The organism is Paracoccaceae bacterium (assembly GCA_019454225.1).
GTDB lineage: Bacteria > Pseudomonadota > Alphaproteobacteria > Rhodobacterales > Rhodobacteraceae.
The window spans coordinates 3,655,895-3,682,184 of the sequence record CP075370.1 but is presented as its reverse complement, the minus strand read 5'-3'; the positions used below and the strand labels follow the sequence as shown (position 1 = coordinate 3,682,184).

At 67.6% G+C, this 26,290-nt stretch carries 23 protein-coding genes; 15 read left to right on the top strand and 8 right to left on the bottom strand.

The window, feature by feature from the left end:
* Positions 1–74 precede the first annotated feature (74 nt).
* From KF887_17475 to KF887_17465, 3 genes are all read left to right on the top strand, one after another.
* A complete protein-coding gene (locus tag KF887_17475; protein ID QYK41148.1) occupies positions 75–1,631 on the top strand; it encodes a trimethylamine methyltransferase family protein in 1,557 nt (518 codons plus the stop codon).
* A gap of 85 nt (positions 1,632–1,716) precedes the next feature.
* On the top strand, positions 1,717–2,301 hold the full coding sequence (locus KF887_17470) for a heme NO-binding domain-containing protein (GenBank protein QYK41147.1): 585 nt from the start codon (positions 1,717–1,719) through the stop codon (positions 2,299–2,301).
* A 2-nt stretch (positions 2,302–2,303) separates the two neighbouring features.
* Positions 2,304–3,404: a GGDEF domain-containing protein gene (locus tag KF887_17465; protein ID QYK41146.1), complete on the top strand. Its 1,101-nt coding sequence runs from the start codon at positions 2,304–2,306 to the stop codon at positions 3,402–3,404.
* Positions 3,405–3,908: 504 nt separating this feature from the next.
* Here KF887_17465 and KF887_17460 read toward each other — a convergent pair.
* The 5 genes from KF887_17460 to secG all read right to left on the bottom strand — a co-directional run bounded on the left by KF887_17460 (position 3,909) and on the right by secG (position 8,032).
* On the bottom strand, positions 3,909–4,499 hold the full coding sequence (locus KF887_17460) for a hypothetical protein (GenBank protein ID QYK41145.1): 591 nt from the start codon (positions 4,497–4,499) through the stop codon (positions 3,909–3,911).
* Positions 4,496–5,470, bottom strand: coding sequence for a nucleotidyltransferase domain-containing protein (locus KF887_17455; GenBank protein ID QYK41144.1), 975 nt, complete (start codon positions 5,468–5,470; stop codon positions 4,496–4,498). The genes KF887_17460 and KF887_17455 overlap by 4 nt, the downstream gene beginning before the upstream one ends.
* 107 nt (positions 5,471–5,577) lie before the next feature.
* Positions 5,578–7,221, bottom strand: coding sequence for a CTP synthase (locus tag KF887_17450; GenBank protein ID QYK41143.1), 1,644 nt, complete (start codon positions 7,219–7,221; stop codon positions 5,578–5,580).
* A gap of 142 nt (positions 7,222–7,363) precedes the next feature.
* Positions 7,364–7,567 (bottom strand): hypothetical protein, encoded by a 204-nt coding sequence (locus tag KF887_17445; protein ID QYK41142.1) that lies wholly within the window; start codon positions 7,565–7,567, stop codon positions 7,364–7,366.
* 99 nt (positions 7,568–7,666) lie between these two features.
* A complete protein-coding gene (secG, locus tag KF887_17440; GenBank protein ID QYK41141.1) occupies positions 7,667–8,032 on the bottom strand; it encodes a preprotein translocase subunit SecG in 366 nt (121 codons plus the stop codon).
* Positions 8,033–8,308: 276 nt separating this feature from the next.
* On the opposite strand from secG, the gene KF887_17435 reads away from it, so the two are divergent.
* A complete protein-coding gene (locus KF887_17435; GenBank protein QYK41140.1) occupies positions 8,309–9,601 on the top strand; it encodes an adenylosuccinate synthase in 1,293 nt (430 codons plus the stop codon).
* A 10-nt stretch (positions 9,602–9,611) separates the two neighbouring features.
* Positions 9,612–9,866, top strand: coding sequence for a DUF2842 domain-containing protein (locus KF887_17430; GenBank protein ID QYK41139.1), 255 nt, complete (start codon positions 9,612–9,614; stop codon positions 9,864–9,866).
* Between the two features lie 13 nt (positions 9,867–9,879).
* On the opposite strand, the gene KF887_17425 is transcribed toward KF887_17430, so the two are convergent.
* The gene (locus tag KF887_17425; GenBank protein ID QYK41138.1) at positions 9,880–12,774 is read right to left on the bottom strand and encodes a hypothetical protein; all 2,895 of its coding nucleotides are present in this window, start codon (positions 12,772–12,774) and stop codon (positions 9,880–9,882) included.
* A gap of 137 nt (positions 12,775–12,911) precedes the next feature.
* Between KF887_17425 and KF887_17420 the strand changes: the two genes are divergently transcribed.
* The gene (locus KF887_17420) at positions 12,912–13,577 is read left to right on the top strand and encodes a thiamine diphosphokinase (GenBank protein QYK41137.1); all 666 of its coding nucleotides are present in this window, start codon (positions 12,912–12,914) and stop codon (positions 13,575–13,577) included.
* Here KF887_17420 and KF887_17415 read toward each other — a convergent pair.
* Positions 13,574–14,476 (bottom strand): DMT family transporter, encoded by a 903-nt coding sequence (locus tag KF887_17415; protein ID QYK43630.1) that lies wholly within the window; start codon positions 14,474–14,476, stop codon positions 13,574–13,576. The two genes, KF887_17420 and KF887_17415, sit on opposite strands and share 4 nt — an antisense overlap.
* Positions 14,477–14,597: 121 nt before the next feature.
* On the opposite strand from KF887_17415, the gene KF887_17410 reads away from it, so the two are divergent.
* The 8 genes from KF887_17410 to KF887_17375 all read left to right on the top strand — a co-directional run bounded on the left by KF887_17410 (position 14,598) and on the right by KF887_17375 (position 24,095).
* Positions 14,598–16,010: a deoxyribodipyrimidine photo-lyase gene (locus KF887_17410; protein QYK41136.1), complete on the top strand. Its 1,413-nt coding sequence runs from the start codon at positions 14,598–14,600 to the stop codon at positions 16,008–16,010.
* A 66-nt stretch (positions 16,011–16,076) separates the two neighbouring features.
* The gene (locus KF887_17405) at positions 16,077–17,291 is read left to right on the top strand and encodes a class I SAM-dependent methyltransferase (protein QYK41135.1); all 1,215 of its coding nucleotides are present in this window, start codon (positions 16,077–16,079) and stop codon (positions 17,289–17,291) included.
* Between the two features lie 36 nt (positions 17,292–17,327).
* Positions 17,328–17,768, top strand: coding sequence for a TrgA family protein (locus KF887_17400; GenBank protein QYK41134.1), 441 nt, complete (start codon positions 17,328–17,330; stop codon positions 17,766–17,768).
* On the top strand, positions 17,744–18,907 hold the full coding sequence (locus tag KF887_17395; GenBank protein QYK41133.1) for an NUDIX domain-containing protein: 1,164 nt from the start codon (positions 17,744–17,746) through the stop codon (positions 18,905–18,907). Before KF887_17400 ends, KF887_17395 begins: the two co-directional genes overlap by 25 nt.
* Positions 18,908–18,927: 20 nt before the next feature.
* Positions 18,928–19,791, top strand: a complete 864-nt coding sequence (locus KF887_17390; protein QYK41132.1) for a bile acid:sodium symporter — start codon at positions 18,928–18,930, stop codon at positions 19,789–19,791.
* 52 nt (positions 19,792–19,843) lie between these two features.
* A complete protein-coding gene (locus KF887_17385; protein QYK41131.1) occupies positions 19,844–20,878 on the top strand; it encodes a cysteine synthase A in 1,035 nt (344 codons plus the stop codon).
* On the top strand, positions 20,875–23,382 hold the full coding sequence (locus tag KF887_17380; GenBank protein QYK41130.1) for a mechanosensitive ion channel family protein: 2,508 nt from the start codon (positions 20,875–20,877) through the stop codon (positions 23,380–23,382). The genes KF887_17385 and KF887_17380 overlap by 4 nt, the downstream gene beginning before the upstream one ends.
* Positions 23,379–24,095, top strand: a complete 717-nt coding sequence (locus KF887_17375) for an alanyl-tRNA editing protein (GenBank protein ID QYK41129.1) — start codon at positions 23,379–23,381, stop codon at positions 24,093–24,095. Before KF887_17380 ends, KF887_17375 begins: the two co-directional genes overlap by 4 nt.
* Before the next feature lie 13 nt (positions 24,096–24,108).
* On the opposite strand, the gene KF887_17370 is transcribed toward KF887_17375, so the two are convergent.
* A complete protein-coding gene (locus KF887_17370) occupies positions 24,109–24,534 on the bottom strand; it encodes a hypothetical protein (protein QYK41128.1) in 426 nt (141 codons plus the stop codon).
* Positions 24,535–24,778: 244 nt separating this feature from the next.
* Between KF887_17370 and KF887_17365 the strand changes: the two genes are divergently transcribed.
* Positions 24,779–26,287, top strand: coding sequence for a hypothetical protein (locus KF887_17365; protein QYK41127.1), 1,509 nt, complete (start codon positions 24,779–24,781; stop codon positions 26,285–26,287).
* Positions 26,288–26,290: the final 3 nt, after the last annotated feature.

The window sequence follows — 26,290 nt, the reverse complement described above, 5'->3', positions numbered from 1 at the left end:
CGCGTCGGAAACGATACGGCCAGTCAGCCGGTCCATCCGTCATTCTGCGCCCGAACGCACCACGGGGACCGATCATGACCGACGACATGGGCCGCAAGCGCCGCGCGGGCGGACGCGCGGGCAACAAGACGCGCGCCGGAACGGCGGTCATCGACCAGATGCCCTGGCGGATCCCGGTGAACCCCGACGCACCGGTGGAACCGCTGTCGCCCGAGGGGGTGGAACGCATCCATCAGGGGGCCATGCGCATCCTGCGCGAGATCGGCATCGAGATGCTGAATCCCGAGGCGGTGAACATCCTCAAGGCGGCGGGCTGCCTGGTGAACGGCCAGAACGTCCGGATGGACGAGGATTTCGTGATGGAGATGGTCGGACGCGCCCCGGCCGAATTCACCATCACCCCGCGCAACGCCGACCGCCGCATCGTGATGGGCGGCAAGCACATGGTGTTCGTGAACGTCTCGTCGCCACCCAATGCCTGGGATCTGGAGCGTGGCAAGCGCTCGGGCGACTTCGAGACGTTCAAGGAATTCATGAAGCTGACGCAGTATTTCAACTGCATCCATGTGGCGGGCGGCTATCCGGTCGAGCCTGTCGACATCCACCCTGCGATCCGCCACCTCGATTGCCTGTATGAAAAGCTGACGCTGACCGACAAGGTGGTGCATGCCTATTCGCTCGGCCCCGAACGGGTCGAGGACGTGATGGAGATGACGCGCCTTGCGGCCGGGCTCAGCCATGCCGAGTTCGACGCCACGCCACGGATGTACACGAACATCAACTCGGTCAGCCCGCTGAAGCACGACCTGCCGATGCTGGATGGGGCGATGCGGCTGGCGCGGCGGGGCCAGCCCACGGTCGTGACGCCGTTCACCCTGGCCGGGGCCATGGCGCCCGTGACAATGGCGGGGGCGGTGGCCCTGTCGATCGCCGAGGCGCTGTCGGCCATCGCACTGATCGAATACATCCGGCCCGGCTGCCCCGTCGCCATCGGCACCTTCACCTCGAACGTCGACATGAAGTCGGGCGCGCCTGCCTTCGGCACGCCGGAATACATGCGCGCCACGCAGATGACCGGCCAGCTTGCGCGCCGCTATGGCCTTCCGCTGCGGTCCTCCGGGGTCTGCGCGGCCAACATCCCCGACGGGCAGTCGATGTGGGAAACGTCGAACTCGCTCTGGGCGGCGGTGCAGAGCCGCACCAACATGGTCTATCACGCGGCGGGCTGGCTGGAGGGCGGGCTGATCGCAAGCCCCGAGAAATTCGTGATGGATTGCGAAGTGTTGCAGATGATCCAGCGGTATTTCGAGGAGGCGACCTTTGCCACGGGCGAGGAGGATATCGCCTTTGACGCGGTGCGCGAGGTCGGTGCCGGGGGGCATTACTTCGGCTGCGCGCATACCCAGGCACGCTATCAGACCGCCTTCTACGCGCCCATCGTCAGCGACTGGCGCAACTACGAGGCCTGGCAGACCGATGGCGCGCACTGGACCCCCGAGCGCGCGCACCGCATCTACAAGGCGATCATGGCCGAGTTCGAGCCGCCGCCGATGGACCATGCCGCGCTTGAGGACCTGACGCGGTTCGTCGCCGACCGGAAGCAGGCCGGCGGGGCGCCCACCGATTTCTGAGGACGCTGCCGCTGCCCTGCAAACATTTGGCCTTTGTTAACGGGCGGTGCGCTAGGATGGCGGCCGGCTGAGGGCGGGGCTGGCGGTGCATGGTCTGGTGAACAGGGCGATACAGGGATACCTGCGCGACACGTTCGGGCCGGAGGTCTGGGTTTCGGTGGCCCGGTCCGCCCAGCTGGGTCATGACAGTTTCGAACCGATGCTGACCTACGAACCGGCCGAAACCCGGGCCCTGATCGACGCGGCGGCCCTGCTGCTGGACCGTCCCCGCGAGGCGCTGCTGGAGGATCTGGGAACCTATCTGGTGTCGCACCCGGGGCTGGAGCGGCTGCGCCGCCTGCTGCGGTTCTCGGGCCACGGGTTCACCGATTTCCTGCAGTCGCTTGAGGACCTGCCGGATCGCGGGCGGATGGCGGTGCCCGATCTGGACCTGCCGGAGCTGTCACTGGCGGAAGAGGGGTCGGACAGGTATCTCCTGACCTGTCGCTTTCCGCTGCGGGGGGCGGGGCATGTGATGCTGGGCCTGCTGCGCGCGATGGCCGATGACTATGGCGCGCTTGTGGTGCTGGACCACCGGGGGTGCGGCCCCGAGGGGGAAAGGGTGGCGATCCATCTTCTCGACAGCCGCTTCGCCGAGGGCCGCCGCTTCGAACTGGCGGCACGGGCCTAGCGATGGCGGACGGCTGCCAGATCGGCGCGACGCCGCAGGAGGGGGACGGCCCGCCCCCCGCCGCCGGGCCGGTGGCGCTGGAGGCGCGGGCCCTGGGGCAGCTGATGCCACTGCATCTGGTGGTGGCGCCGGACGGCCGCATCATCGGTGCCGGGCCCACGCTGCGCAAGCTGTTCCGCGCGGCGGGGCCTGCCGGAACCCTGCATGATCCGGTTCAGGGGAATGATTTCTTTGCCCTTTTTGACGTGCGCCGCCCCGGCGGCATCACCACCTGCGCCGACCTGCGCCGCCGCGCGGGCGAGCGGCTGACGATCTTTGCCCGCAGTCCGGGCGGCCCGGGGTTTCGCGGTGTCGCCCTGCCGCTGGCGGAGGGCGGCGGGATGCTGGTGAACCTGTCCTTCGGGATCGGGGTGATCGACGCGGTGCGCGACTACGGTCTGACCGACGGCGATTTTGCGGCTACCGACCTGGCCATGGAACTGCTGTTCCTGGTCGAGGCGAAATCGGCGGTGATGGAGGAATTGCGCAACCTGGCCCAGCGGTTGCAGGGCGCGAAGCGGACGGCCGAGGCGCAGGCGCTGACCGACACGCTGACCGGGCTGCGCAACCGCCGGGCGCTTGACCTGACGCTGGCCGACCTGATCGGCCGGCGGCTGGACTTCGGGCTGATGCACATCGACCTCGACTACTTCAAGGCGGTGAACGACACGCTGGGCCATGCGGCGGGGGACCATGTGCTGCGCGAGGTCGGGCGGGTGCTGACCGAGGAAACCCGCAAGGGCGATCTGGTGGCGCGGGTCGGGGGGGACGAGTTCGTCGTGGTGCTGCCCGGCCTGCCGGACGCCGCCGCGCTGTCGGCGGCCGCCATGCGGATCGTGGGGCGTCTTGTCGAACCCATTGATTTCGAGGGACATGCCTGCGTGATCTCCGCCTCGATCGGCATCGCGATATCCACCGCCTACCAGGACCCCACGCCCGACCGGATGCTGAACGACGCGGATGAGGCGCTCTATGCCTCCAAGCATGCGGGGCGGGGGCGGGCGCTGGTGTTCGGCCAGACGCCCGAGGGGGCCGCCGCGGCCCCGCCGGTGCCCGGCGTCTGACCTCCCCGCCCTTCGGTCCCATCCCCTGTGCGGCTGCCGCCCCGGCCCGCCCATCCCGCCCCTCCGGCGCGGGCGGCCCCGCCTGTCCATCCGGCTTTGGCCGGTGCCGTGCATTGCGATCGGGGGCGGTGGCCGGGCAGCGCCGCGCGGGGCGTTAACCCGGGGAATTTCAGCGGGTTGCGGGAAGGGGCCGGGGCCGCCCGGCGTATGGCGCGCGTCTGGCATGCGTATGGCACCCGTCCCGACAGGCGCGGGCGGTGGCGGAGCCGCGGGGCCGCGTAACCATCGGGGCCGAATCGGGGGGAGACGATTCAAGCGTCCGTGGCGCGGCTGGAAGGGGGGCGGGTGTCGCCCACGGTGGAGACGCTGCGGAAACATGCGGCGGCGGTGGGGAAGCGGTTGAAGGTGGAGATGGTGTGAGGGGGGTAGGGTGGGTTAGTGCCCACCCTACCCTTGTTGACCCAAGGTTGTTGACCGAAATCCGTACGTGCGGGTAGGCCTAACTTAAGAAGCACCGACATCGTGAATGGCAGAAATTATCTTCTCAGTTAAAAATATTCTCTGTCCCGGGTGCATACTCCTTATGTAGTCCCGATTCATGGGTCGCTCATGGATGTAATTGAACGCAATGTCAATATCGTCAAGCTCAAGAAAGAAAGACCCATCATAGTCCTTTTTCTTCTCCAAAACTTGAACAGGGGTAAGTTGAATTTCGAAGTCCCATTTAAATTTCCTCAATGACTGAAGGACCTGCCAAGCGAAGGTTCTGTCTTTGCCGTCATAGAGTGTCATGTGAGGTACGGACTCGTTGAAATCCCGCTTCCAAGACACGAACAAGTCCTCATAGCTGGTGAATTCAATCGAAAGAAACACTGTGTTCTGAAAATCGTTGAAAAAGCAGGATGGTCTCGAAATCCTTACGTCAGCAAGCTCATGCCGAATCCATTTCGACCTTGAAGATGGTCTCTTATCATACGGGCCGCGCAGCGTTATGTGCATCTTCCTTGCGAAATCAGGCTGTAGTATCAATCTTGCGAGATCAAACAGTCTCGCTAATTCCTTTCTCGACGGATATGCCCCAAAGAAATAGCTCATATCACCAAATACCGAAGGTATCCTGTTTGATCTGCAACTTCACGGACAATCCTGAACATGCTGTCACCAAATGCCTCGGCACGTAAGAATGCGTTTTCTCGAAATGCCTTGTCGTGAAACTGCCTGAGCAACTCGTCTTCATGAACATTTGTTGTTTCAAGAAACCATTCGTACTCACGAGCAATTATCTTGAGTTCGCTCATCAAGGTAGTTCGGCAATCGACAGTTTTTTTAAGTCGATCAAACGGTGAAACTCTGCTAAGTTGGAAGATATCTTCAGGGCCACTATGTAGGGGCAAATCAATTAATGACACAATGCTCCCGTAACACGTTAGCATTCTACTGAATTTGAGCTTGAAGTTCTTTATCTTCTGTCTTATGCGTCGATCTAAGTCGGCTTCAGGTTGATTTCTCTTGTGTTCGTAATTCAGACAGAGCGTTTTCCAAAATCGAATGATATCGTTCACCAAAAAAATGGGCCGAAAATCTCTTGGGTGATGCGTATAGTCGCGAAAATATGACGATAGTATCTCACGCACAACGTGATCATATGTATTGGAATTAAAGATTGGGACACTCTCAAGTAGCATTAACATTCTTGCGGTAAAATAATTCTGGTGATCATCGTTGCGACCACCTAACTCTTTTGCTATCTGCGGATACTCTAGAATCTTCAAGAACTCGCCATCGTTCGAGAAGGCCGGAAATCCTAGCTTATCTGCCTCTTCAATTATCCTCGAAAATGCACGCATCGTTACGATATTTGGAGTCGGAACGTCAGCTAGAGCGCCATCTAGAACAAAGAACAAGTCAATATCCGAATGAATGGACGCTTCGTTTCTAGCATACGAACCCGCCACAAACACTGTAAGCTTGTTTAGCTTGCGTAGCTCTTCTACGCTATTCAGCGCTGCCCTGAGTTGCTCGATCCGGGTGATCGAGTTCGCCTTCTTTGCTACGAGGATAGACATCGTTCCTCACAAACAGGGTTCTTGTGCGCAGATCGTTACAATTACTCATTTTTCTGTCAACGCATTTCGGATTGAGTTCCGAAGAGGGAAAATTGCTAGCAAACCCCTCACACCAGCCTCGCCCCCTCCACCGCCGCCCGCACAAAATCCGCGAACAGCGGGTGCGGGGCGAAGGGTTTCGATTTCAGTTCGGGGTGGAACTGGACGCCGATGAACCACGGGTGGTCGCGGACCTCGACGATCTCGGGCAGGCGGCCGTCGGGGGACATGCCGCTGAACCACAGGCCGCAGGATTCCAGCCGCTCGCGGTACTGGATGTCGACCTCGTAGCGGTGGCGGTGGCGTTCCTCGATGGTGGTGCCGCCATAGACCGAGGCGACGCGCGACCCCTGGGCCAGCAGCGCGGTATAGGCGCCGAGCCGCATGGTGCCGCCCTTGTCGTCATCGGCCTTGCGGCGCACGGTATGGTTGCCCTGCACCCATTCCTTGAGGTGATAGACGACGGGGGTGAAGCGTTTCGCCCCGGCCTCGTGGTCGAATTCCTCGGAGCCCGCGTTGGCCATGCCGACGAGGTTGCGCGCCGCCTCGATCACCGCCATCTGCATGCCAAGGCAGATGCCGAGATAGGGCACGCGCTTTTCCCGCGCGAACTGGGCGGCCTTGATCTTGCCCTCGGTGCCGCGTTCGCCAAAGCCGCCGGGAACGAGGATGGCGTGGAAGCCTTCCAGCCAGGGCGCGGGATCCTCGCGCTCGAAGATCTCGGCGTCGATCCACTCGGCGCGGACCCGGGTGCGGTTCGCCATGCCGCCATGGGTCAGCGCCTCGGCAATGGATTTGTAGGCGTCTTCCAGCTGGGTGTACTTGCCCACGATCGCCACGCGCACCTCGCCCTCGGCATTGGTCAGGCGGTCCATCACGTCGGTCCAGCGGGCGAGGTTGGGGCGGGGGGCGGGGGAAATGCCGAAGGCATCGAGCACGGCCTGGTCGAGCCCGGCCTGGTGATAGGCCAGCGGTGCCTCGTAGATCGACTTCAGGTCATAGGCGGGGATCACGGCCTCGGGGCGGACGTTGCAGAACAGCGCGATCTTGGCGCGTTCCTTTTCCGGGATCGGGTGTTCGGAGCGGCAGACGAGCACGTCGGGTTGCAGGCCGATGGAGCGCAGTTCCTTGACCGAGTGCTGGGTGGGCTTGGTCTTCAGTTCGCCGGAGGCGGCGAGATAGGGCAGGAGCGTGAGGTGCATGAAGATGCACTGGCCGCGCGGACGTTCCTGGGCGAACTGGCGGATCGCCTCGAAGAACGGCAGGCCCTCGATGTCGCCGACGGTGCCACCGATCTCGCACAGCATGAAATCGGTCTCATCGTCGCCGATGCGGATGAAATCCTTGATCTCGTTGGTGACGTGGGGAATGACCTGGATGGTCTTGCCGAGATAGTCGCCGCGGCGTTCCTTTTCCAGCACGTTGGAATAGATGCGCCCCGAGGAGATGCTGTCGGTCTGGCGGGCATGCACGCCGGTGAAGCGTTCGTAATGGCCAAGGTCGAGGTCGGTCTCGGCGCCGTCGTCGGTGACGAAGACCTCGCCATGTTCGAAGGGCGACATCGTGCCGGGGTCGACGTTCAGGTAGGGGTCGAGCTTGCGCAGGCGGACCGAGAAGCCGCGCGCCTGAAGAAGCGCTCCGAGGGCGGCGGACGCAAGGCCCTTGCCGAGCGAGGAGACGACCCCGCCGGTGATGAAGACATATCTGGCCAAGGGAAACCTCCGCGAAGGCGCCGCAGAATCACGGCATCACGGGATTCGACCTGTATACCGGCCAGTCCCCCGGCGCAATCGGTCACAACATGATGCCAGTCAGCACCGGAAGGCCGCAACCTGTGGTGGCTGCGACCGCAGCCTACTTCAGCATCTTCGTCATCTGCTTCATCTGTTCGTTCTGCTGCTTCATCATCATCTGCATCATCTTGAGCATCGAGATGAACATCACGTCGCCGGCGGCCAGCTTCATCATGTTGTCGACCTTCTTGCTGACCTCCTTCATCAGCTTCGTGAGCGAATCCGCCTCCTTCTTGATTTCCTTTTTCTTGTCGTCGTTCGGCATGATTCCTCTCCCCTGCTTTACGCAAGGGAAGCCTATCACGTCACCGCGAGGTTGAGAACGCGCGCGGCCGAGGCCGCCGGCGGGTTCAGCCGGGACGATTCAGTTGTCGGCGCGCGGCGGTGTCAGCGGCGCGTCGGCCGGAGCGGGCGGCAGCAGATCGGTGCCGAGCGGGGCCGCGGGGGCGGCCGGGGCGCGCGACGGCAGGCTGCCGCCGAACTGGTCCACCACCGAGGTATGGGCGGCGTTCTGCGCGGCGAACACGGTCAGCGTGAGCGAGGTGATGATGAAGGCAATGGCAAAGACCCAGGTCAGCCTGGCGAGCGCGGTTGTCGCGGACCGGCCGCTCATCGCGCCGCCGCCACCGCCGCCGATCCCGAGCCCGCCGCCTTCGGACCTTTGCAGGAGCACCACGCCGATCAGGCAGAGCGCAAGGATCAGGTGGACGGTCAGGACGAGGTTTTCCATGGGCGCGGGCGTTCCTTGAGGATCGCGCCTAGATAGGCGGAAGGGGCGTTGGGGGCAAGCCCTGCAGGCCGGGGCGCGGCAGGGCTGCTTGACGCCCCCCGGAGCGGCGCGCGCAGCCGTGCGATCACGGCGGCGTGACGGGGGGGGTATGGAGGCCGAGCCGGGGGACGGCGGCGGGGAGGGGCGGCCCGAGCCGGGCGCGGCGATCTTTCCTGTTTCGCCCCGGCGCGGCCCCCGGTATACCGCGCGGGGTTTGCCGCAGGAAAGGTTTCAGCCATGGCCAATGTCGTCGTCGTCGGCGCCCAGTGGGGCGACGAGGGGAAGGGCAAGATCGTCGACTGGCTGAGCGAGCGGGCGGACATCGTGGCGCGGTTCCAGGGCGGCCACAACGCCGGACACACGCTGGTGATCGACGGGGTGACCTACAAGCTGTCGCTGCTGCCCAGCGGCATCGTGCGCGGCGGCAAGCTGAGCGTCATCGGCAACGGGGTGGTTCTGGACCCCTGGGCGCTGCTGGCCGAGATCGAGCGGCTGGCGGCGCAGGGCGTGGCCGTCAGCCCCGAGACCCTGATGATCGCCGAGAACACCCCGCTGATCCTGCCGATCCACGGCGAGCTGGACCGGGCGCGCGAGGGTCAGAATTCGGTCGCCAAGATCGGCACGACGGGGCGAGGCATCGGTCCGGCCTATGAGGACAAGGTGGGGCGGCGGTCGGTGCGGGTGGCGGACCTTGCGGACGCGCCGACGCTGGACCTGCGCATCGGACGGCTGCTGACGCATCACAACGCGCTGCGCGCGGGGCTGGGCCTGGGCCCGGTGGACGGCAACGCGCTGAAGGCGCAGCTGATGGAGGTGGCGCCGAAGGTGCTGCCCTATGCGCGCCCGGTGTGGAAGGTGCTGCACGAGGCGCGGCGCGCGGGCAAGCGCATCCTGTTCGAGGGCGCGCAGGGGTCGCTGCTGGATGTGGATTTCGGAACCTATCCCTATGTGACCAGTTCCAACACGCTGGCCGGCATGGCCGCCACGGGCACCGGGCTGGGCCCGACGGCGGTGGATTTCGTGCTGGGGATCGTGAAGGCCTATACCACGCGGGTCGGGGAGGGACCGTTCCCGACCGAGCTGTTCGATGCCGACGGCGAGCGTCTGGGCGCGCGTGGCCACGAGTTCGGCACGGTGACGGGGCGCAAGCGGCGCTGCGGCTGGTTCGATGCGGTGCTGGTGCGCCAGACCTGCGCCACGAGCGGCGTTTCGGGCATTGCGCTGACCAAGCTGGACGTGCTGGACGGGTTCGAGACGCTGAAGATCTGCACCGGCTATGCGCTGGACGGGCAGCGGCTGGACTATCTGCCGACGGCGGCCAACCTGCAGGCGCGGGTGACGCCGGTCTACGAGGAGATGGAGGGCTGGAGCCAGTCGACCGCCGGGGCGCGGTCCTGGGCCGACCTGCCGGGCGCCGCCATCAAGTATGTGCGGCGGATCGAGGAGTTGATCCAATGTCCGGTCGCGCTACTGTCCACCTCGCCCGAGCGGGACGACACCATTCTGGTGACCGACCCCTTCGCGGACTAGGCAGGACCCGATGACGCTGAGCTATCGCGCGCGCCGCAGACTTTCGCTGCTGATCCTGCTGGTCGGTCTGCCGGTCTATATCGTCGCGGCGGTCAGCCTGGTGAACTGGCTGGACCGGCCGCCGATCTGGGCCGAGTTCCTGGTCTATGTGGTGCTGGGCTTCCTGTGGATGGCCCCGTTCCGCTTCGTGTTCGTCGGCGTCGGTCAGCCCGACCCCGAAAAGCCCGAGACCCGGCAGGCGCCGGGCGAAACGCCGCGCGGATAGGTCGCCCGGCCGGTCATCCGGCGATGCGGCGCCCCTCGGTCAGCAGGCGCGAGCCTTCGCGCACGGCGAACTGGCCGCGCCGCACCTTTTCGATGCGCCCGTCGCGCAGCAGGCGCCCGAAACTGCGCAGCATGTCCTCGCGCGAGGGTTCCTCGTCGCCGAGCGCGCCGATGACGCGGCGGATCATCTGCGGCCGGGTCACGCTGGGGCGGCCTTCGACACAGGTGGCGAAAACGGCGGCGGCCTCCATCAGGTCGGCCAGGTCGGTGGCGCCCAGACGTTCGGCGAATTCGGCAAAGCCCTCGGACTGTTCGAAGATGTTGTCGGTGTCCTCGACATCGTCGGCCAGCATGTCATCGGCCAGATCGTCGTCGTCAAGGTCCTCGGTCTCGGGCTGCATCATGGCGATGCTGGCGGCCGCGGTGCCGCGGGCCCCGATCCGGCGGGGGCGCACCGGCTGCACCGGGCCTGCGGCGGGCGCCGCGGGGATTGCGGTTTCCGGGGCCTTGGGGCGGTCGATCCGCTGCGCGGACACCAGAACCAACGGCGCGGGGCGGCCGGGCGCGGGCTGTGCGGCGGCGGCGGCCGAGGACGAGACCGGGCGACGTGGCCGCACGACCTGTTCCAGGTCGCTGCGATAGGCGGTCTGGCGGGTCTGGTCCGATGCCGCCTCGGACGGGCCGCCGACCTGGCGGTCGGCCACGGTGGCGGCGACAGCGGCCTTCAGATGCGCGATGGCCGACAGGCGGCGGCGGCTTTCAGGATCTTCCATCTGCGAATTCGCCGTGTCGAGCAACCGCTTGACCGAGGGTTCCTCGGCCGCCTCGGGCAGGGCAGGGCGGGCGGGCGCGGGATCGCGGCGCTGGATGGCCGGCAGGGCGGCGGTGGCCGGGTCGGCCGCGCCGCCACGGAGCGCGGCCAGTTCGCGCGCCAGTTCGGCCTCGGCCTCGGGCGTCAGGGCGACCGGGGCGGGCGGCGGCGTTGCGTCGATCCGGCGGATCTTGATGACGCGGGCGCGGGCGCGCTGCACCTTTTCGGGCATCTCGGGCTCGGTCGATGCCGCGGGTTCGGCCTCGACCGACGCGGCGGCGGGTTCGAGCGGCATCGGGGCCAGCGTCGGTTCCGCCTTGGCTGCGGGGTTGGCGAAGGGGCTGTCGGTGACGGTGGGCTTCATCGCCGCCGGTGCGACGGTGACCGGCGGTTCCGGGTGGTCCTCGGCGACGGTCTCGGGTTCGGGCAGCGGCGACCCGGGCTCGACAGACGGCTCGGGCTCGACCATCGCCTCGAACGGCGCGTCGGTCTCGACCGTCGCCTCGAACGGCGCGTCGGGCTCGACCACCGCCTCGAACGGCGCATCGGGCGCGACGGTGGCGGCGGAGCTGTGGGAGGGTTCCCCCATCAGCGCGGCGATCAGGGCGTCGTCGTCACCGGCATCGGCGGCGGGGTCGATGCTGTCCTCGGGCAGCGGATCGTCGTCGATCAGGGCGTGGATCAGCGCGTCGTCGCCGGTGCCCTCGGCCGCGACCTGCGGGGCGTCGTCTGCCTCGGGCAGGGCGTCGGCGGCGGCCGGCTCCTCTGCCAGGTCGTCCATGTCGATCAGTTCGGCAACATCGGCCATGTCGTCCGTGGCATGCGCGACAGGCTCCGGCCCGGCTTCGGGCAGGGTGGCCGCGATCATGCCGTCTTCCGCATCCACCTCATCCGCGGCGGCGGGGGCCGCTGCCGCTTCGGTGCCGTCAAGAACCGGCTCTTCGGCGGGGGCGTCGGGCAGAAGGGCGATGTCGTCCGCGAATGCCGCGTCCGCGTCATCCGCAGCGGCGACGATGGCCGCGTCTTCGGCGACCGCGTCATCGGCGACCGGTTCGTCGGTCATCGGCTCGACGGGTATCGAATCGTCCGCGATCAACCCGGCCGGGACGGGTGCGACTTCGGCAACGGTGTCGGCCGCTTCGGGGGCAGCTTCGGGTTCGGCCAGGTCAGGCGCCGGGGCGTCGGTTGCCTCGGCGGCGGCTTCGGGCAGGTCCGGCGTTTCGGCGGCTTCCTCGGCCAGCGTGTCGGCGCGCATCAGGTCGTCGGCCCCGACCGGCGCGGCCAGGGCATCGCCCTCGACCGGCGCCGGTTCGGGCAGGTCTGCGGTCGTGTCCGGTTCCGCGTCCGTATCGGCGGCCGGAAGGTCCGGCAAGACATCGGCGGCCACGGGCACCGCCGCATCCCCGGCCACCGGATCGGTCGCCGGTTCGGCCCCGCCGCCGGTCCGGGCGACGATGAGATCCTCGTCATCGGCAAAGGCGGCGGCGATGGCGGCGGCCTTTTCGTCCGACAGGATCGCGGCCGCAGGCACTGCGGCGACAGCGAGGGGCGCGACCGGCAGCGCGGCGGACCGCAGGCGGCGCAGCTTTTCGGCCACCGAATCCGCGAGGATGCCACCGGCGGGGGCAAGCGACGGTGCATCCGTGATGGCGATGTCCTCGGCCGGGGGCGGTGCGCGGCGGGCGGGTTCGGCCGGTGCCGCAACCGGGGCGGCGGCGGTGACGGGTGCCGCCACGGGTTCGGGCGTGACAGGTTCGGACGCGACAGGTTCCTGCGGGGCGGGTTCGGGCGTGGCGACGGGCGCGGGCGCGGCCGCCGGGGCCTGCGGTTGGGCGGCGGGCATGTCGGCGGCGCGCAGGATCACGCCATTGTCCTGAATCTTGGCCTCGACCCGGCGCTGGACCTCGCGCTCGGCGATCCGGTGCAGCATGGCGGCATCGGGCTGGGGAGGTTCGGCGCCGAAGTAGCGGTCCTCGGCGGCGAGATCCCGGAAGTATTCCGCGATGGCCTTCATCGTGCTGAACGGATCCTCGAACCCCTCAAGGGTGCAGGAGAATGTCCCGTAGGATACCGTCAGGATCTTGCTGGCACCGACCATGGCAGGCTACCTCTGTGTTCACGACGCCCTTTGATCACCCGGGCTGCCGTCCAATAGGATGGACAGATATAGGTGATTTGAAGGATTGATTGTGGCCCCGCGCCCTTTCGGGTGCCTTAATCGCGAACAGTATCCCCATGAACAGGCCGATTGTCGAATCCGACTGCGGAGTCACGCTGGTTGCGGGCGGCCCGGTGACGTCGCGCGACCTGTCGGACTGCCTGGACCGCGCCCCGCGCCTGGTGGCTGTGGACGGCGGGGCCGACCGTGCGCTGGCGCTTGGCCACCGACCCGTCGCGACGATCGGCGATTTCGATTCGATCGGTGCCGCCCGGACGGTGCTGCCGCGCGAGACGCTGCATCCGATCGCCGAGCAGGAAACCACCGATTTCGACAAGGCCCTGCGCAGCATCCGCGCGCCGTTCGTGCTGGCGCTGGGCGTGCTGGGCGGGCGGACCGATCATGCGCTGGCCGCGATGACCGTTCTGGCCGCCCGGACCGGGCGCGACCCCTGCCTGGCGCTGTCGCGGCAGGATGTGGTGCTGGCGGCACCGATGCGGCTGCATCTGTCGCTGCGGGCGGGCGACCGTCTGTCGTTGTGGCCGATGGACCGGATGCGCGGTGTCTCGACGGGGCTGGAGTGGCCGATCGACGGACTGGAGATGGCGCCGATGGGGCGGATCGGCACGTCGAACCGGGTGACGGAGGGGCCGGTGACGCTGGAGTTCGACCGTCCCGGGATGCTGCTGATCCTGCCCCGGGCGCGGCTGGACGCGGCGTTGCGCGGGCTGACGGGGGCCTAGGCGCGACGCCGCGCGGCCAGCCGTTCGCGGCGCACGACGTAAAGACCCGAGGCCATGATCACCATGATGCCGACCCAGGTGATCGCGTTGGGGAAGTCGCCGAAAATCCAGTAGCCGAGCGCGACCGCCGCGACGATTTCCAGATAGTGCAGCGGCGCCAGCGTGGCCGATGGCGCGTAGCGCAGGGCATAGGTCATGCACATGTGGCTGAGCGCGGCCCAGAAGCCGACGCCGAACAGCCAGAGCCAGGTGAGCCCCTGCGGCATCACCGGCGTGATCGTGGGGATGGTCCAGACCGAGGCCGCCGCGAGCACCGGCAGGCACAGCAGCAGCCCGGCGAACGAGGTCTGCGCCTGCATGGCGACCGGGTGCATCGCCCGCATGTGGCGGGTCACGAGCATGTAGAAGGCAAAGAAGAACGCCGTGCCAAGAGGCCAGAGCGCGACCAGGCCGAAGGCGGCAAGCGAGGGCTGGATCACCAGGAGTGCCCCCCCGAAGCCGACCGCCGAGGCCGCGATGCGGCGGGGGCCGACCTCGTCGCCAAAGATCAGGCTGCCGAGGATCAGCAGCACGAAGGGCTCGACAAAGGCAATCGCCAGCGCATCGGCCACCGGCATCACGGCGATGGCGGCAACAAAGCTGTAGGTGGACAGGATCAGAAACAGCGCCCGCAGCGTGATCAGGCCCCAGAGCGCGCGGGGCAGCCGCCAGCTGATGCCGAGGGCCAGCATCACCGGCACCATCAGCAGGCCCTGCACCAGAAAACGCGCCACCACGATCTGCCCGACCGGCACGGTTGCGGAGGCAAGCTTGGCCGAAACGTCGAGAAGGGGCGCGATGATGCAGAACACCACCATCAGCGCGACGCCGGTCAGGATGCGGTCGGGGGCATGGATCACGGTCATGTCCTGCGCCTAGCGCGGCTGCGCGGCAGGGTCCAGTGCAGGCTGTCGTCCGGGGGGGCTTGAAGCCTGCGCGCGAGGGCTAGCTATCGGCGGCGAAGTGGCCCAAGGCAAGAAGATGACCGTTCCCCCCCTGCTGCTCTGGTTTCGCCGTGACCTGCGGCTTGCCGACCATCCGATGCTGGCGGCGGCCGTGGCCAGCGGCCAGCCCCTGGTGCCGGTGTTCGTGCTGGACCCCGAGACCGAGGCCATCGGGGCCGCGTCGAAATGGCGGTTGGGCCTGGCGGTTGCGGCCTTTGCCGAGCGCCTGGCCGAGATCGGTCTGCGGCTGGTGCTGCGGCGCGGGGCGGCGCTGGACGTGTTGCGCGCGCTGGTTGCCGAGACGGGAGCGTCCGGCGTGCATTGGTCGCGGCAGTATGATCCGGCATCCAGGGCGCGCGACACCGCCGTGAAGGCGCGTCTGCGCGAGGCGGGGATACAGGCGGTCAGCCACCCCGGGCACCTGCTGCACGAGCCCTGGACCGTCGAGACGGGCGAAGGCGGGTTCTACCGCGTCTATTCGCCCTACTGGCGCGCGGTGCGCGACCGCGACGTGCCCGCGCCCCTGCCCGCGCCGGGCAGGGCGCAGGGCCCCGGCGTCTGGCCGGTTTCGGACCGGCTGGACGACTGGCGGCTGGGCGCCGCGATGCGTCGCGGGGCGGCGGTGGTCGCGCCGTATCTGGCGGTGGGCGAGAATGCAGCGGCGCACCGGTTGGCCGCGTTCCTGGATGGCCCGGTCGAGGACTACCGGACGGCGCGGGACTACTGCGACCGTCCCACGACGTCGCGGCTGTCCGAGAACCTGACCTATGGCGAGATCGGGCCGCGCACGATCTGGCATGCCGGGATGGCTGCGCATCTGGCCGGGGCAGGGGGCGCGGAACATTTCCTCAAGGAACTGGTATGGCGCGAGTTCGCCTGGCATCTGATGCACCACACCCCCCATATCGCCACCCGCAACTGGCGCGACGACTGGGACAGCTTTCCCTGGCGCGCCGACAATGCCGATGCCGAGCGCTGGCGCCGGGGCATGACGGGCGAACCCTTCGTCGATGCGGCGATGCGCGAGATGTATGTGACGGGCACGATGCACAACCGTGGCCGGATGATCGTGGCGAGCTATCTGACCAAGCACCTGATGACGGACTGGCGCGTGGGCCTGCGCTGGTTCGAGGAGTGCCTGGTCGACTGGGACCCGGCCGCGAATGCGATGGGCTGGCAATGGACGGCCGGATCGGGGCCCGACGCCGCCCCCTATTTCCGCGTGTTCAATCCGGCCACGCAGGCCGAGAAGTTCGATGGCGCGGCGACCTATCGCCATCGCTGGATCGCCGAGTTGTCGGCATCGCCACCGGCGACCGCGCTGGCCTTTTTCGACGCGGTTCCTCGTGTCTGGCACCTTGATCCCGGTGCGCCCTATCCGGCGCCGATGATCGACCTCGGCGTCGGGCGCGAGCGGGCGCTGGCGGCCTATGCGGCGCGAAACTCTTGAGAATTGCGGTCGTATCGTGAACATGGGGGCGGGGATGACCGCCCGCCCAACCAGCCGGGGAGTGGCATGACGGCATTGACGACGACGGAGGGGCAGACCGATCTGCCGCGCTATTTCGCACGCGTGTTCGACGTGGCGCGGCGGGGGCTGGCGCGGGGACGGCTGGACTTCGTGCTGGATGACGGGCGACGGTTCCGCGCCGAGGGGGCCGCACCCGGACCTCTGGCGGAACTGCATGTCCACAATGCCGACCTGTTTGCCCGGCTGATCCGCGAGGGCGACCTGGGCTTCTGCGATGCCTATCTGGAGAACTGGTGGAGCACGCCGGACCTTCAGGCCTTCATGGACCTGGTGCATGCCGACAACGACGGCCTCTATGACGGCTTTCCCGGCATGGCGCTGGTGCGCGCCTTCGAGCGGATGCGCCACTGGCTGCGCTCGAATTCCCGCGCGCAGGCCCGCAAGAACATCGCGCATCACTATGATCTGGGGAACGATTTCTATCGCCTTTGGCTGGACGACACGATGACCTATTCCTCGGCGCTGTTCCGGTCGGGCCAGGAAAGCCTGGAACGCGCGCAGATCGAGAAATACGCCAGCATGGTTGACCAGATGGGCGCCGATCCGGGCGATCATGTGCTGGAGATCGGCTGCGGCTGGGGCGGCTTTGCGGAATATGCGGCGCGAGAGCGGGGGCTCCGGGTGACCGGCCTGACGATCTCGCAGGCACAGCACGATTTTGCCGTGGACCGCATCGCGCGGGCCGGGCTGTCCGACCTTGTGCAGATCAAGCTCCAGGACTACCGCGACGAGCGCGGCAGCTATGACGGGATCGCCAGCATCGAGATGTTCGAGGCGGTCGGCGAGAAGTACTGGCCGGTCTATTTCGACGTGCTGCGCGAGCGGCTGAAGCCGGGCCGCCATGCCACGCTGCAGATCATCACGGTTCAGGACAAGCGCTGGGAGGTCTATCGCAGGGGTGTCGATTTCATCCAGAAGCATATCTTTCCCGGGGGCATGCTGCCCTCGCCCACCGCGTTGCGACGCGAGATCGACCGCGCTGGCCTGCGGCTGAAGGGGTCGATCGAGTTCGGGGAAAGCTATTCGCACACCCTGCGCCGCTGGCATGACACGTTCAACGCGCGCTGGGACGAGGTGGCGGGCATGGGGTTCGACGACCGGTTCCGGCGGATGTGGAATTTCTACCTGACCTCTTGCGCCGGAGCGTTTCAGGGCGGAAACTGCGACGTGACGCAGATCACCGTGACCCGTCCGCACTAGAACGGGGGGCCGGTTTCCAGGGGCAGGAGCAGGGCCATGCCGACCGCCGCGAAACTGTTTGCCGCGATCGCCTTCTTTGTCGTGGGTTTCATGGCGGCCGAGGCGTTCAAGCCCGGAATGCCCGAAGGCACGCCCTTCGGCCATTTCAGCCTGATCGTCGGGGCCATCGGCGGGCTGACCGGCTGGATGGTGATGGGGGCGCTGGCGGGGCGCGGCTATGGCGCCTCGGCGGGGTTCGGCCTGCGCACCAGCGTCACGCTGACATTCTGGGCGCTGCTGGTGTTCTCGGTCTACCAGATGATCGGGCTGGCGACGAAGATGCGCTATGACGGGCCGATGGATGCCATCGTCGGGGTTTTCGAACTGATGCTGGAAAACGGGCAGATGCTGCTGAACGCGCCGGTGCTGATCGCGCTGGGCGTCGGCGGCATACTGGGCGGCTTCAGCGCGGAATGGGCCGCGCGGCGCTGGCGATAGGGGCCGCTTTGGGCGAGACGTTCTTTTTCTACGGCACGCTGTGCCATCTGCCGCTGCTGCGCGTGGTCATCGGACGCGAACCCGATGCCGTTCCGGCGCAACTGTCCGGTCACGCCGTGCGCTGGGCCGAGGGGCGCGATTTTCCGATGATCGTCGAGACCTCGGGGGCCGAGGCCCCGGGGCTGCTGGTGCGGGGACTGACTGCCGAGGACCGCGCGCGCCTGGATTTCTACGAAGGCGGGTTCGGCTATCACACCCGCGTGCTGTCCGTGACATGCGCCACGGGATCTGAGGCCGCACAGGTCTACTGGCCCGATCCGGGACTGTGGCAACCGGGCGCGCCCTGGCGTCTGACGGACTGGGCGGCGATCTGGGGCGATGCGGTCGCGGCCTCGGCGGGCGATGTCATGGCGCTGTACGGCCGGAAGCCTGCGGCGGCGGTTGCGGCACGGCGCTGGCCGATGCTGGTGCGCGGTGCAAGCCGGGTGCGCGCTGCCGCGCCGCTGCCCGCGACGCTGCGCCGGTCGCCGGGCGCGGCGGATGTCGAGGTGGCGGACCGGCGCGAAGCCTATGCCAACTTTTTCTCGGTCGAGGAATATGACCTGCGGTTCCGCCGGTTCGACGGGGGCCACAGCGCGACGGTCACGCGCGCGGCCTTCGTGTCGGGCGATGCGGTGACGGTGCTGCCCTGGGACCCGTTGCGCGACCGTGTGCTGCTGGTCGAGCAGTTTCGCGCCGGTCCCTATGTCCGGGGCGATGCGAACCCCTGGTCGCTGGAGGCCATCGCGGGCCGCGTGGACCCGGACGAGTCGCCCGAACAGGCGGCGCGGCGCGAGGCGGTCGAGGAGTCGGGCCTGCGGCTGGCGGACCTGTGGCCGGTTGCCGCCTACTACCCGAGCCCCGGGGCGAAAACCGAATACATCTACTCCTTCGTGGCGCCGTGCGACCTGCCCGACGGCGCCGCAGGGATCGGCGGCGTCGAGGGCGAGGCCGAGGATATCCGCAGTCATCTGGTGCCCTTTGACCGGCTGCTGGAGATGATCGGCACCGGCGAGGTGGGCAATGCGCCGCTGATCCTGACAGCGTGGTGGCTGGCCGCCGAAAGGGCGCGGCGTGGGACAGGTGCGGCGAGGGGATAGCTGCGAAGGGGGGCGGGGCGATGCTGGGCGCGGTGGAGCAGGGACTGCTGGCGGCGATGATCGGGATCATCATGCTGGGCATGGGGGCCACGATCGGGCGTGCGGAGATGCGGGCGGCGCTGGCCGCGCCGCGCGCCTTCGCCACGGGCATGCTGTGCCAGTTCGGACTGATGCCGCTGATCGCGCTGGGCCTGGCCTTCGTGTTCGACCTGAGCGCGCCTGTCGCGCTGGCGCTGATCATGGTCGGCGCGACGCCCGGGGGCACGACATCCAATCTGTTCGCCTACTACGCGCGCGGTGACGTGGCGCTGTCGGTGGCGATGACCGTCGCATCAACCCTGGCGGCGGTGGTGATGATGCCGCTGCTGATCGGGCTTTATGCCGGTGGCGCGCTGACGGGTGGCGTGGCCGTTCCCTTTGCCAACATCGCGGTGACGCTGGTGCTGGTGCTGGTGCCCTGCCTGATCGGCATGGCGGTGCGGGCCCGCTCCGCCGGCCTGGCGGCACGGCTTGAAAAGGCGGGCGCGGTGCTGGGCATCGTGCTGATCGTGCTGCTTATCCTGAATTTTGCGGTGTCGAACGGCGCGCTGGTGCGGGCGACCCCGCCCGGCGAGATCGCGGCGGCGGTGTTGCTGTCGGTGGCGGGGTTTGCCGCCGGACTGGCGGTGGCTGCGGCGCTGGGCCTGACGGGGCCGCAGATGCGCACCGTGTCGCTGGAGACCGGCATCCAGAACACGCCCCTGACCATCGCCGTCATCGGCCTGAGCTTTCCGGCCGGGCCGGTGCAGGATGCCATGCTGCTGGCCTGTGCGCTCTATGCCGTGGCGGTGGTGGCCACATCGGCGGTGGCCGCGGCGCTGTACCGTCACCTCGCCGTGGCTTGAAGCGGCCCCCGCGCCGGGCCTATACCGGGACACCCGGGAAGGAGCCTGCATCATGCGACTGTCCAGAACGCTGGCCGAGGCCATCGGCAACACACCCCTCATCCGGCTGCGCAAGGCGTCGGAAATGACGGGCTGCGAGATACTGGGGAAATGCGAGTTCCTGAATCCCGGCCAGTCGGTCAAGGACCGTGCCGCGCTGTTCATCATCCGCGACGCGGTGGCAAGGGGCCTGCTGGGGCCCGGCGGCACGATTGTCGAGGGGACGGCAGGAAACACCGGGATCGGGCTGGCGCTGGTCGGTGCCAGCATGGGGTTCCGCACGGTCATCGTGATCCCCGAGACGCAGAGCCAGGAGAAGAAGGACATGCTGCGCCTGGCGGGTGCCGACCTGGTTCAGGTGCCTGCGGCGCCCTATCGCAATCCCAACAACTACGTGCGCTATTCCGGACGTCTGGCCGAGGCGCTGGCCGCGACCGAACCGAACGGCGCGATCTGGGCCAACCAGTTCGACAATGTCGCGAACCGTCAGGCCCATGTCGAAACCACAGGCCCCGAGATCTGGGACCAGACCGGTGGCAAGGTGGATGGGTTCATTTGCGCGGTCGGGTCTGGCGGCACGCTGGCGGGCGTCGCCGAGGCGTTGCAGCCGAAGGGTGTAAAGATCGGGCTGGCCGATCCGGAAGGTGCCGCGCTGCACAGTTTCTATACCAGCGGGGTTCTGGAATCGCCCGGTTCCTCGATCACCGAGGGCATTGGACAGGGCCGCATCACCGCGAACCTGGAAGGCTTCCGGCCGGATTTCAGCTATCGCATCCCCGATGCCGAGGCGCTGCCCATCGTCTTCGACCTGCTTTCGGATGAAGGGCTTTGCATGGGGGGCTCGACCGGCATCAACATCGCCGGGGCGGTCCGGATGGCGCGCGAGATGGGGCCGGGCCACACGATCGTCACCATCCTGTGCGACTACGGCAGCCGATACCAGTCGAAGCTGTGGAACCCGGCATTCCTGAAGGAAAAGGGATTGCCGGTGCCGGCATGGCTCGACCGGGCGCCGCGCGCCATTCCGGCAGTGTTCGCGGACACATGAGGGATTTCCTGCGGACGCGGATAACGGCGGCGGCAGTTGCCGCAGCGCTTGGCCTGGCGGCCCCTGGCGGCATCGCCACGGCGCAGACGCCCGAGGCGAATGTCACCCCGCGCGAGGCGGTGGCCGATCCGGCACCGCAGTCCGAGGCCCTGGACTACGCCGCGTGGGAGGAACTGGCGGCGCGGGCTGAGGAGGTTCTGGAAGCAGGGGTCACGACCCCGATTGCGCTGGAACAGTTGCGCGCGCAGATCGCCGACTGGCGCTCGGCATTCCTTGTCGCGCAGGGAACCAATGCCACGCGGATCGCGACAATTCGCGGGCAGATCGATGCGCTGGGTGCGCCGCCGACCGAGGGCGCGACGGAGCCTGACGAGATCGCCGCGCGCCGACGCGACCTGTCCGAGCAACTTGCCCGCGCCCAGGCCCCGGTCATCGCGGCCGACGAGGCCTATCGCCGGGCCGATGGCCTGATCCGGGAGATCGACCGCAGCACGCGCGACCGCCAGGCGGCGGAACTGACACGTCTCTGGCCCGCGCCGATCAATCCCGCGAACTGGCCTGCGGCCGTTTCCGCCGGGGTGGAGACGGCCGAGGCGCTGTGGGACGAGACGGCGGCCCGCGCCGCTGATCCGGCCATCCGGCGCGATCTGCTGGAAAACCTGCCGATGATCCTGGCGCTGCTGTTCGTTGCGGTGGCAATGGTCTGGCGCGGGCGGCAGTGGTTCGAGGGCTGGCCCAACCGGCTGCGCCAGCGTGCCTCGGACCGTGGCGCAGAGGTCTGGGCGCTGCTTGCATCGCTCGGACAGATCGTGGTGCCGGTCGTTGGCGTCTTTGCCTTCGTGCAGGCGGTGTTGCTGAGCGGTCTGGCGGGGCCGCAGGGCGCTGTGGCGGTGGCGTCGCTGACGGTCGTCGGGTTTTCGGTCTTTGCGGCGCGCTGGCTGGGGTTCCGGGTGTTTCCCAAGGGCGAGCCCGGCGGCGACGTGCTGCGCCTGCCCGCAGACCGGCGCACCGAGGGTCGGCTGGCCGCCACCGCGCTGGGGTTCCTGCTGGCGGTCGAGGCGCTGCGCGCCGTGCTGTTCGACCCGCTGCGCATCACGGACGAGGCGTCGGCGGTTCTGTCCTTCCCCGGTCTTGCGCTGGCGGCGGTGCTGCTGTTCCGCATCGGACAGATGCTGCGCCAGCATGTGCAGAACGACACGCCACAGGGCGAAGCGGCCAGCTATCGCAACCGCCTGATCCGGATTGTCGGCAACGCCGCGATGGCGGTTTCGGTGGCCGGCCCCGCGCTTGCGGCCGTGGGTTATGTCTCGGCCGGCGTCGGGATGGTCTATCCGGCGGTCGTGTCGCTGGGCCTCGTGGCCCTGCTGTTCATCCTGCAGAAACTGGTGCGCGACATCTTCGTGCTGATCGCGGGCGGCGAGGACGCGGCGCGCGAGGCGCTGATCCCGGTGCTGATCGGGTTCCTGCTGACATTGGCCACGCTGCCCCTGTTCGCGCTGATCTGGGGCGCGCGGCTGTCGGATCTGACCGAGGTGTTCAATCGCCTGCGCGAAGGATTCCAGATCGGGCAGACGCGCATATCGCCCACGAACTTCCTCTATTTCGCGGTTCTGTTCGGCGTCGGCTTCATGATGACGCGGCTTTTCCAGGGCGCACTGAAGCAGACGATCCTTCCCAAGACCACGCTGGACCAGGGCGGCCAGAACGCCGTTGTGGCGGGCGTCGGCTATGTCGGGATCTTCCTTGCGGCGCTGATCGCCATCAATGCTGCGGGGATCGATCTTTCCGGGCTTGCCATCGTGGCCGGTGCGCTGTCGGTCGGCATCGGCTTCGGGTTGCAGAACATCGTCTCGAACTTCGTGTCGGGCATCATCCTGCTGATCGAACGCCCGGTTTCGGAAGGCGACTGGATCGAGGTCGGGGGCGTGCAGGGCACGGTGCGGGCGATTTCCGTCAGATCGACACGCATCCAGACCTTCGACCGCACCGACGTGATCGTGCCGAACAGCGACCTGATCGCCGGGCGCGTGACGAACTGGACCCGGTTCAACCTGACCGGACGGTTGATCGTGCCTGTCGGGGTCGCCTATGGCACCGATACGCGCAGGGTCGCCGCCATCCTGAAGGAGATCGCCGAGGCGCAGCCGCTGGCCATCCTCAACCCGCCGCCGATGGTGACCTTCATGGGCTTTGGCGCGGACAGCCTGAACTTCGAGATACGGATGATCCTGCGCGACATCAATTTCGGCCTTTCAGTCCGGACCGAGGTGAATCACCAGATTGCCGAGCGGTTCGCGAAAGAAGGCATCGAGATTCCCTTCGCGCAGCGTGACATCTGGTTGCGCAACCCTGAAGCGCTGGCCGCGCTGAAACCGGCGCAGGCGGTGCCCGCCCAACCGGCCGACCTGCCGGGCGCCCCCGAGACAGGGCTGCGCCCCGATCCGTGGCCCGAGGACGAAGCGAGCCCCGAAGCCCCCGGCGAACCGAAGGACAGAGCAGGATGACCGAACTGTTGTTCCGCGACGATCCCTATCTGACCGAGGCCGATGGCAGTGTCATCGGGCATACGGCGGAAGGCGGCCTGATCCTTGACCGCAGCGTGTTCTACCCCACGGGCGGCGGACAGCCCGGCGACAGCGGCTGGCTGGTCTGGGATGGTGGTCGGGTGCCGGTTGCCACCGCGGTGAAGGTCGAGGGCGGTGGCGTGGCGCTGGTTGCGGCCGAGCCCGTTGGCCTTCCGCCCGTCGGGGCCGCGGTGCGGCAGATGCTGGACTGGGAGCGGCGGCATCTGCACATGCGCGTCCATACCGCGTTGCATCTTCTGTCGGTCGTGATCCCCCTGCCGGTGACGGGCGGGCAGATCGGGGCGGGGCGCGGGCGGCTGGATTTCGACATGCCCGACCCGCCTGGGAACGTCGAGGCGCTTGAGACGGCGCTGAATGTCCTGATCGACCGCGATCTGGCCGTGACCGATGACTGGATCACGGATGCCGAACTTGCCTCCAACCCCGGACTGATCAAGACAATGTCGGTGATGCCGCCCATGGGTCAGGGTCGCGTGCGGCTGGTCAGGATCGGCGACGGCGATCTGCAGGTCGATCTTCAACCCTGCGGCGGCACGCATGTGGCGCGCACCGCCGAAATCGGTCGGGTCGAACTGGGCCGGATCGAGAAGAAGGGCCGCCAGAACCGTCGGGTCTCGATCGCCCTGGTCTGAGCCTGCGCGGCGCTCAGCCCCGACGCCGCAGCATGGGCATGGCTGCAAAGGCGATCTGTCCGGCAAGGCCCAGCCGGTGGGCCGGTTCGGCATAGAGCGCAAGGTGCTGCGCGGCGGTCCTGCCGAACAGCAGCACGGACAACGCCGTCTCGGCCAGCATCAGCAGCAGGAAGGCAGCCCCGCCCATGACTGCCGCCCCGCCCCGCGACAGGCTGTGCCCGCGCAGCAGATGGCCGCAGATCATCCACGCAACGGACAGGATGAGCGGCAACTCCAGTGCCACCGCCGCCGGTTCCCCGATCCGTGGGGCAAGGCCGATCGCCCGCACCGTGCCGAAAGCAAGGCCGAGCGTGAAGACGGCCGCGAAGTAGAGCAGTCCGAGGCGCAACGCGGTCACGGCGGGTGTCAGGGGGGGCCGCTCGGGGTGTGGCAAGGTCATCCGGTTTCCGGCCAATGGCTGCGGCCGCAGCCTCGCTGGCCATGCGGCGCGGCGCATTGACCCAGATCATGCCCGCCCTGCACGACGGATCCTGCGGGGGAGCATCTGCATTTCGAGCAGATCGCCCGGCGGTCCGGCGCCCCGGCAAACCATGATTGACTCGGCCGGGGACCACGCCAAGATGCAGCATGAAGTCATGCGGTGTTCCTGCGTCTGTCGCGGGTTCTGGGGGAGAGGATCGCCGATGGGAACCTACGACGTCGCGGGCGCCGAACTGAAGAAGATGATCAAGGTCGCCAAGAAGGGGCCGATCTCGTTCGGGTTCAACCCGGCGAAGGATGACGAGGCAAGCTATTGCGGGATGCACCGCACCAAGCCGCCCGCGACCATCGGCAAGGAAGCCAAGGAGGAAGGCGAGGGTCCCAAGTTCACCTTTGGCACTGCCGAGGTGTCGGGCAAGCTGATCACGCTGACCGTGCTGCGCGAGATGCCGGGCCTTGCCAAGAAGTTCAAGCGGTTCCTGAAGTCGCACAAGGTCATGCTCAACGTCCAGATCCTGGACGAGGACGGCAACGTCATCGAGTCGGACATCGAGGAGGATCTGCCCGAGGACCCCGAGCTTGACGGTGAAACCGCAGAGGATGAGGGTGAGCAGGCGGATGGCGAGCCCGAGGCCGATGCGGCCATCGACACGACCGCCCTGCTGAAACGTCTGGCCGAAATCCGCGGTCGGATCGGCGCGCTGCCGCCCGAGGCCGCGGCGCGCCTGGCCGGTCCGTTCCGCGAGGTGGTCGAGCTGGCCAAGGCCGGCGAGGTGGCGCGTGCGGCCGCCGGGGCGGACCGGATCGAGGCGGCCATCGCGATGCTGGGGCGCCAGGCGACTGCCGACGCCACCGCACCCGACCCCGAGATGCAGAAACTGCGGCAGCTGGTGCAGGCGATGCGGGACAAGTCCGGCTCGGTGGCCGACGACGCCACCCGCGCGGCGATCCTTGAGGCGCTTTCCCGGGCCGATGGCCTGATCGCGCAGCGCGAGGCCGAGCAGGCCGTTACCATCCTCAAGAAGGTCCAGCAGCTTTTTGCCCGGCTGGCGGGCGATACCGTGGCAGCCGGACCGGCGGACAGCGCGGCCGCGGCGTGGGAGAAGCGTTTCCGCGAGCTTGAGCCGCGGGTCAACGCAGCCCTGTCGCAGGGGCTGGTCGCGGATGTGGATGGGCTGCGCCGCCAGTGGAACTGGGCGACGGGAAATGCGGCCGAAGGCGCCTTTGACAAGGCGATCGCGGCGCTTCCCGCAATCGAGGCGCTGCTTGCCGCCGTGCCGCAGGGCGGTCAGACGGCGTTCGAGACCGGCATCGCGCCCGATGCGCAGCCGTTCGCCAAGGCCCGCGTGCTTTGGTCCGGCGCGCGGGCCCGGATGCTGAGCGAGGTGAAGCGCCTGGAGGCCGCAATCCTGGCCGCTTGCGCCGATGACGAACTGATGACCGAGGTGTCGCAGTCGGTGTCGATCCTGACGCAGCATGTGCTGCAGCTGGACGCTCGGCTGGAAGACAAGATGGATGAAATCGTGAATGCGCCCGCGGGCCCCGCACGGGACCAGCTCAAGCAGCAGGCAAGCAGCCTGATCGCAGAGTACCGCAAGACGCTGGAAGCCGAATTCTTCCAGGACGTCGATCAGGCCAGCGGGTTCGGTTCGTTCGCCGTGACCGCAACGGCAACGGCGGCGCTTGCAGAGATTTCGTCCGTCCTCGCCTGAGCG

Excerpts from the sequence above, each read along its gene's own strand:
- KF887_17385 (QYK41131.1), top strand. The coding sequence starts at position 19,844 with ATGCGACTGTCCAGAACGCTGGCCGAGGCCATCGGCAACACACCCCTC.
- KF887_17375 (QYK41129.1), top strand. The coding sequence starts at position 23,379 with ATGACCGAACTGTTGTTCCGCGACGATCCCTATCTGACCGAGGCCGAT.
- KF887_17395 (QYK41133.1), top strand. The coding sequence starts at position 17,744 with ATGGGCCGCGCGGCGCTGGCGATAGGGGCCGCTTTGGGCGAGACGTTC.
- KF887_17445 (QYK41142.1), bottom strand. The coding sequence starts at position 7,567 with ATGCCGAACGACGACAAGAAAAAGGAAATCAAGAAGGAGGCGGATTCG.
- KF887_17405 (QYK41135.1), top strand. The coding sequence starts at position 16,077 with ATGACGGCATTGACGACGACGGAGGGGCAGACCGATCTGCCGCGCTAT.
- KF887_17475 (QYK41148.1), top strand. The coding sequence starts at position 75 with ATGACCGACGACATGGGCCGCAAGCGCCGCGCGGGCGGACGCGCGGGC.
- KF887_17435 (QYK41140.1), top strand. The coding sequence starts at position 8,309 with ATGGCCAATGTCGTCGTCGTCGGCGCCCAGTGGGGCGACGAGGGGAAG.
- KF887_17390 (QYK41132.1), top strand. The coding sequence starts at position 18,928 with ATGCTGGGCGCGGTGGAGCAGGGACTGCTGGCGGCGATGATCGGGATC.
- KF887_17400 (QYK41134.1), top strand. The coding sequence starts at position 17,328 with ATGCCGACCGCCGCGAAACTGTTTGCCGCGATCGCCTTCTTTGTCGTG.
- KF887_17455 (QYK41144.1), bottom strand. The coding sequence starts at position 5,470 with ATGTCTATCCTCGTAGCAAAGAAGGCGAACTCGATCACCCGGATCGAG.
- KF887_17425 (QYK41138.1), bottom strand. The coding sequence starts at position 12,774 with ATGGTCGGTGCCAGCAAGATCCTGACGGTATCCTACGGGACATTCTCC.
- KF887_17365 (QYK41127.1), top strand. The coding sequence starts at position 24,779 with ATGGGAACCTACGACGTCGCGGGCGCCGAACTGAAGAAGATGATCAAG.
- KF887_17410 (QYK41136.1), top strand. The coding sequence starts at position 14,598 with ATGACCGTTCCCCCCCTGCTGCTCTGGTTTCGCCGTGACCTGCGGCTT.
- KF887_17370 (QYK41128.1), bottom strand. The coding sequence starts at position 24,534 with ATGACCTTGCCACACCCCGAGCGGCCCCCCCTGACACCCGCCGTGACC.
- KF887_17465 (QYK41146.1), top strand. The coding sequence starts at position 2,304 with ATGGCGGACGGCTGCCAGATCGGCGCGACGCCGCAGGAGGGGGACGGC.
- KF887_17460 (QYK41145.1), bottom strand. The coding sequence starts at position 4,499 with ATGAGCTATTTCTTTGGGGCATATCCGTCGAGAAAGGAATTAGCGAGA.
- KF887_17420 (QYK41137.1), top strand. The coding sequence starts at position 12,912 with ATGAACAGGCCGATTGTCGAATCCGACTGCGGAGTCACGCTGGTTGCG.
- KF887_17430 (QYK41139.1), top strand. The coding sequence starts at position 9,612 with ATGACGCTGAGCTATCGCGCGCGCCGCAGACTTTCGCTGCTGATCCTG.
- KF887_17380 (QYK41130.1), top strand. The coding sequence starts at position 20,875 with ATGAGGGATTTCCTGCGGACGCGGATAACGGCGGCGGCAGTTGCCGCA.
- secG (QYK41141.1), bottom strand. The coding sequence starts at position 8,032 with ATGGAAAACCTCGTCCTGACCGTCCACCTGATCCTTGCGCTCTGCCTG.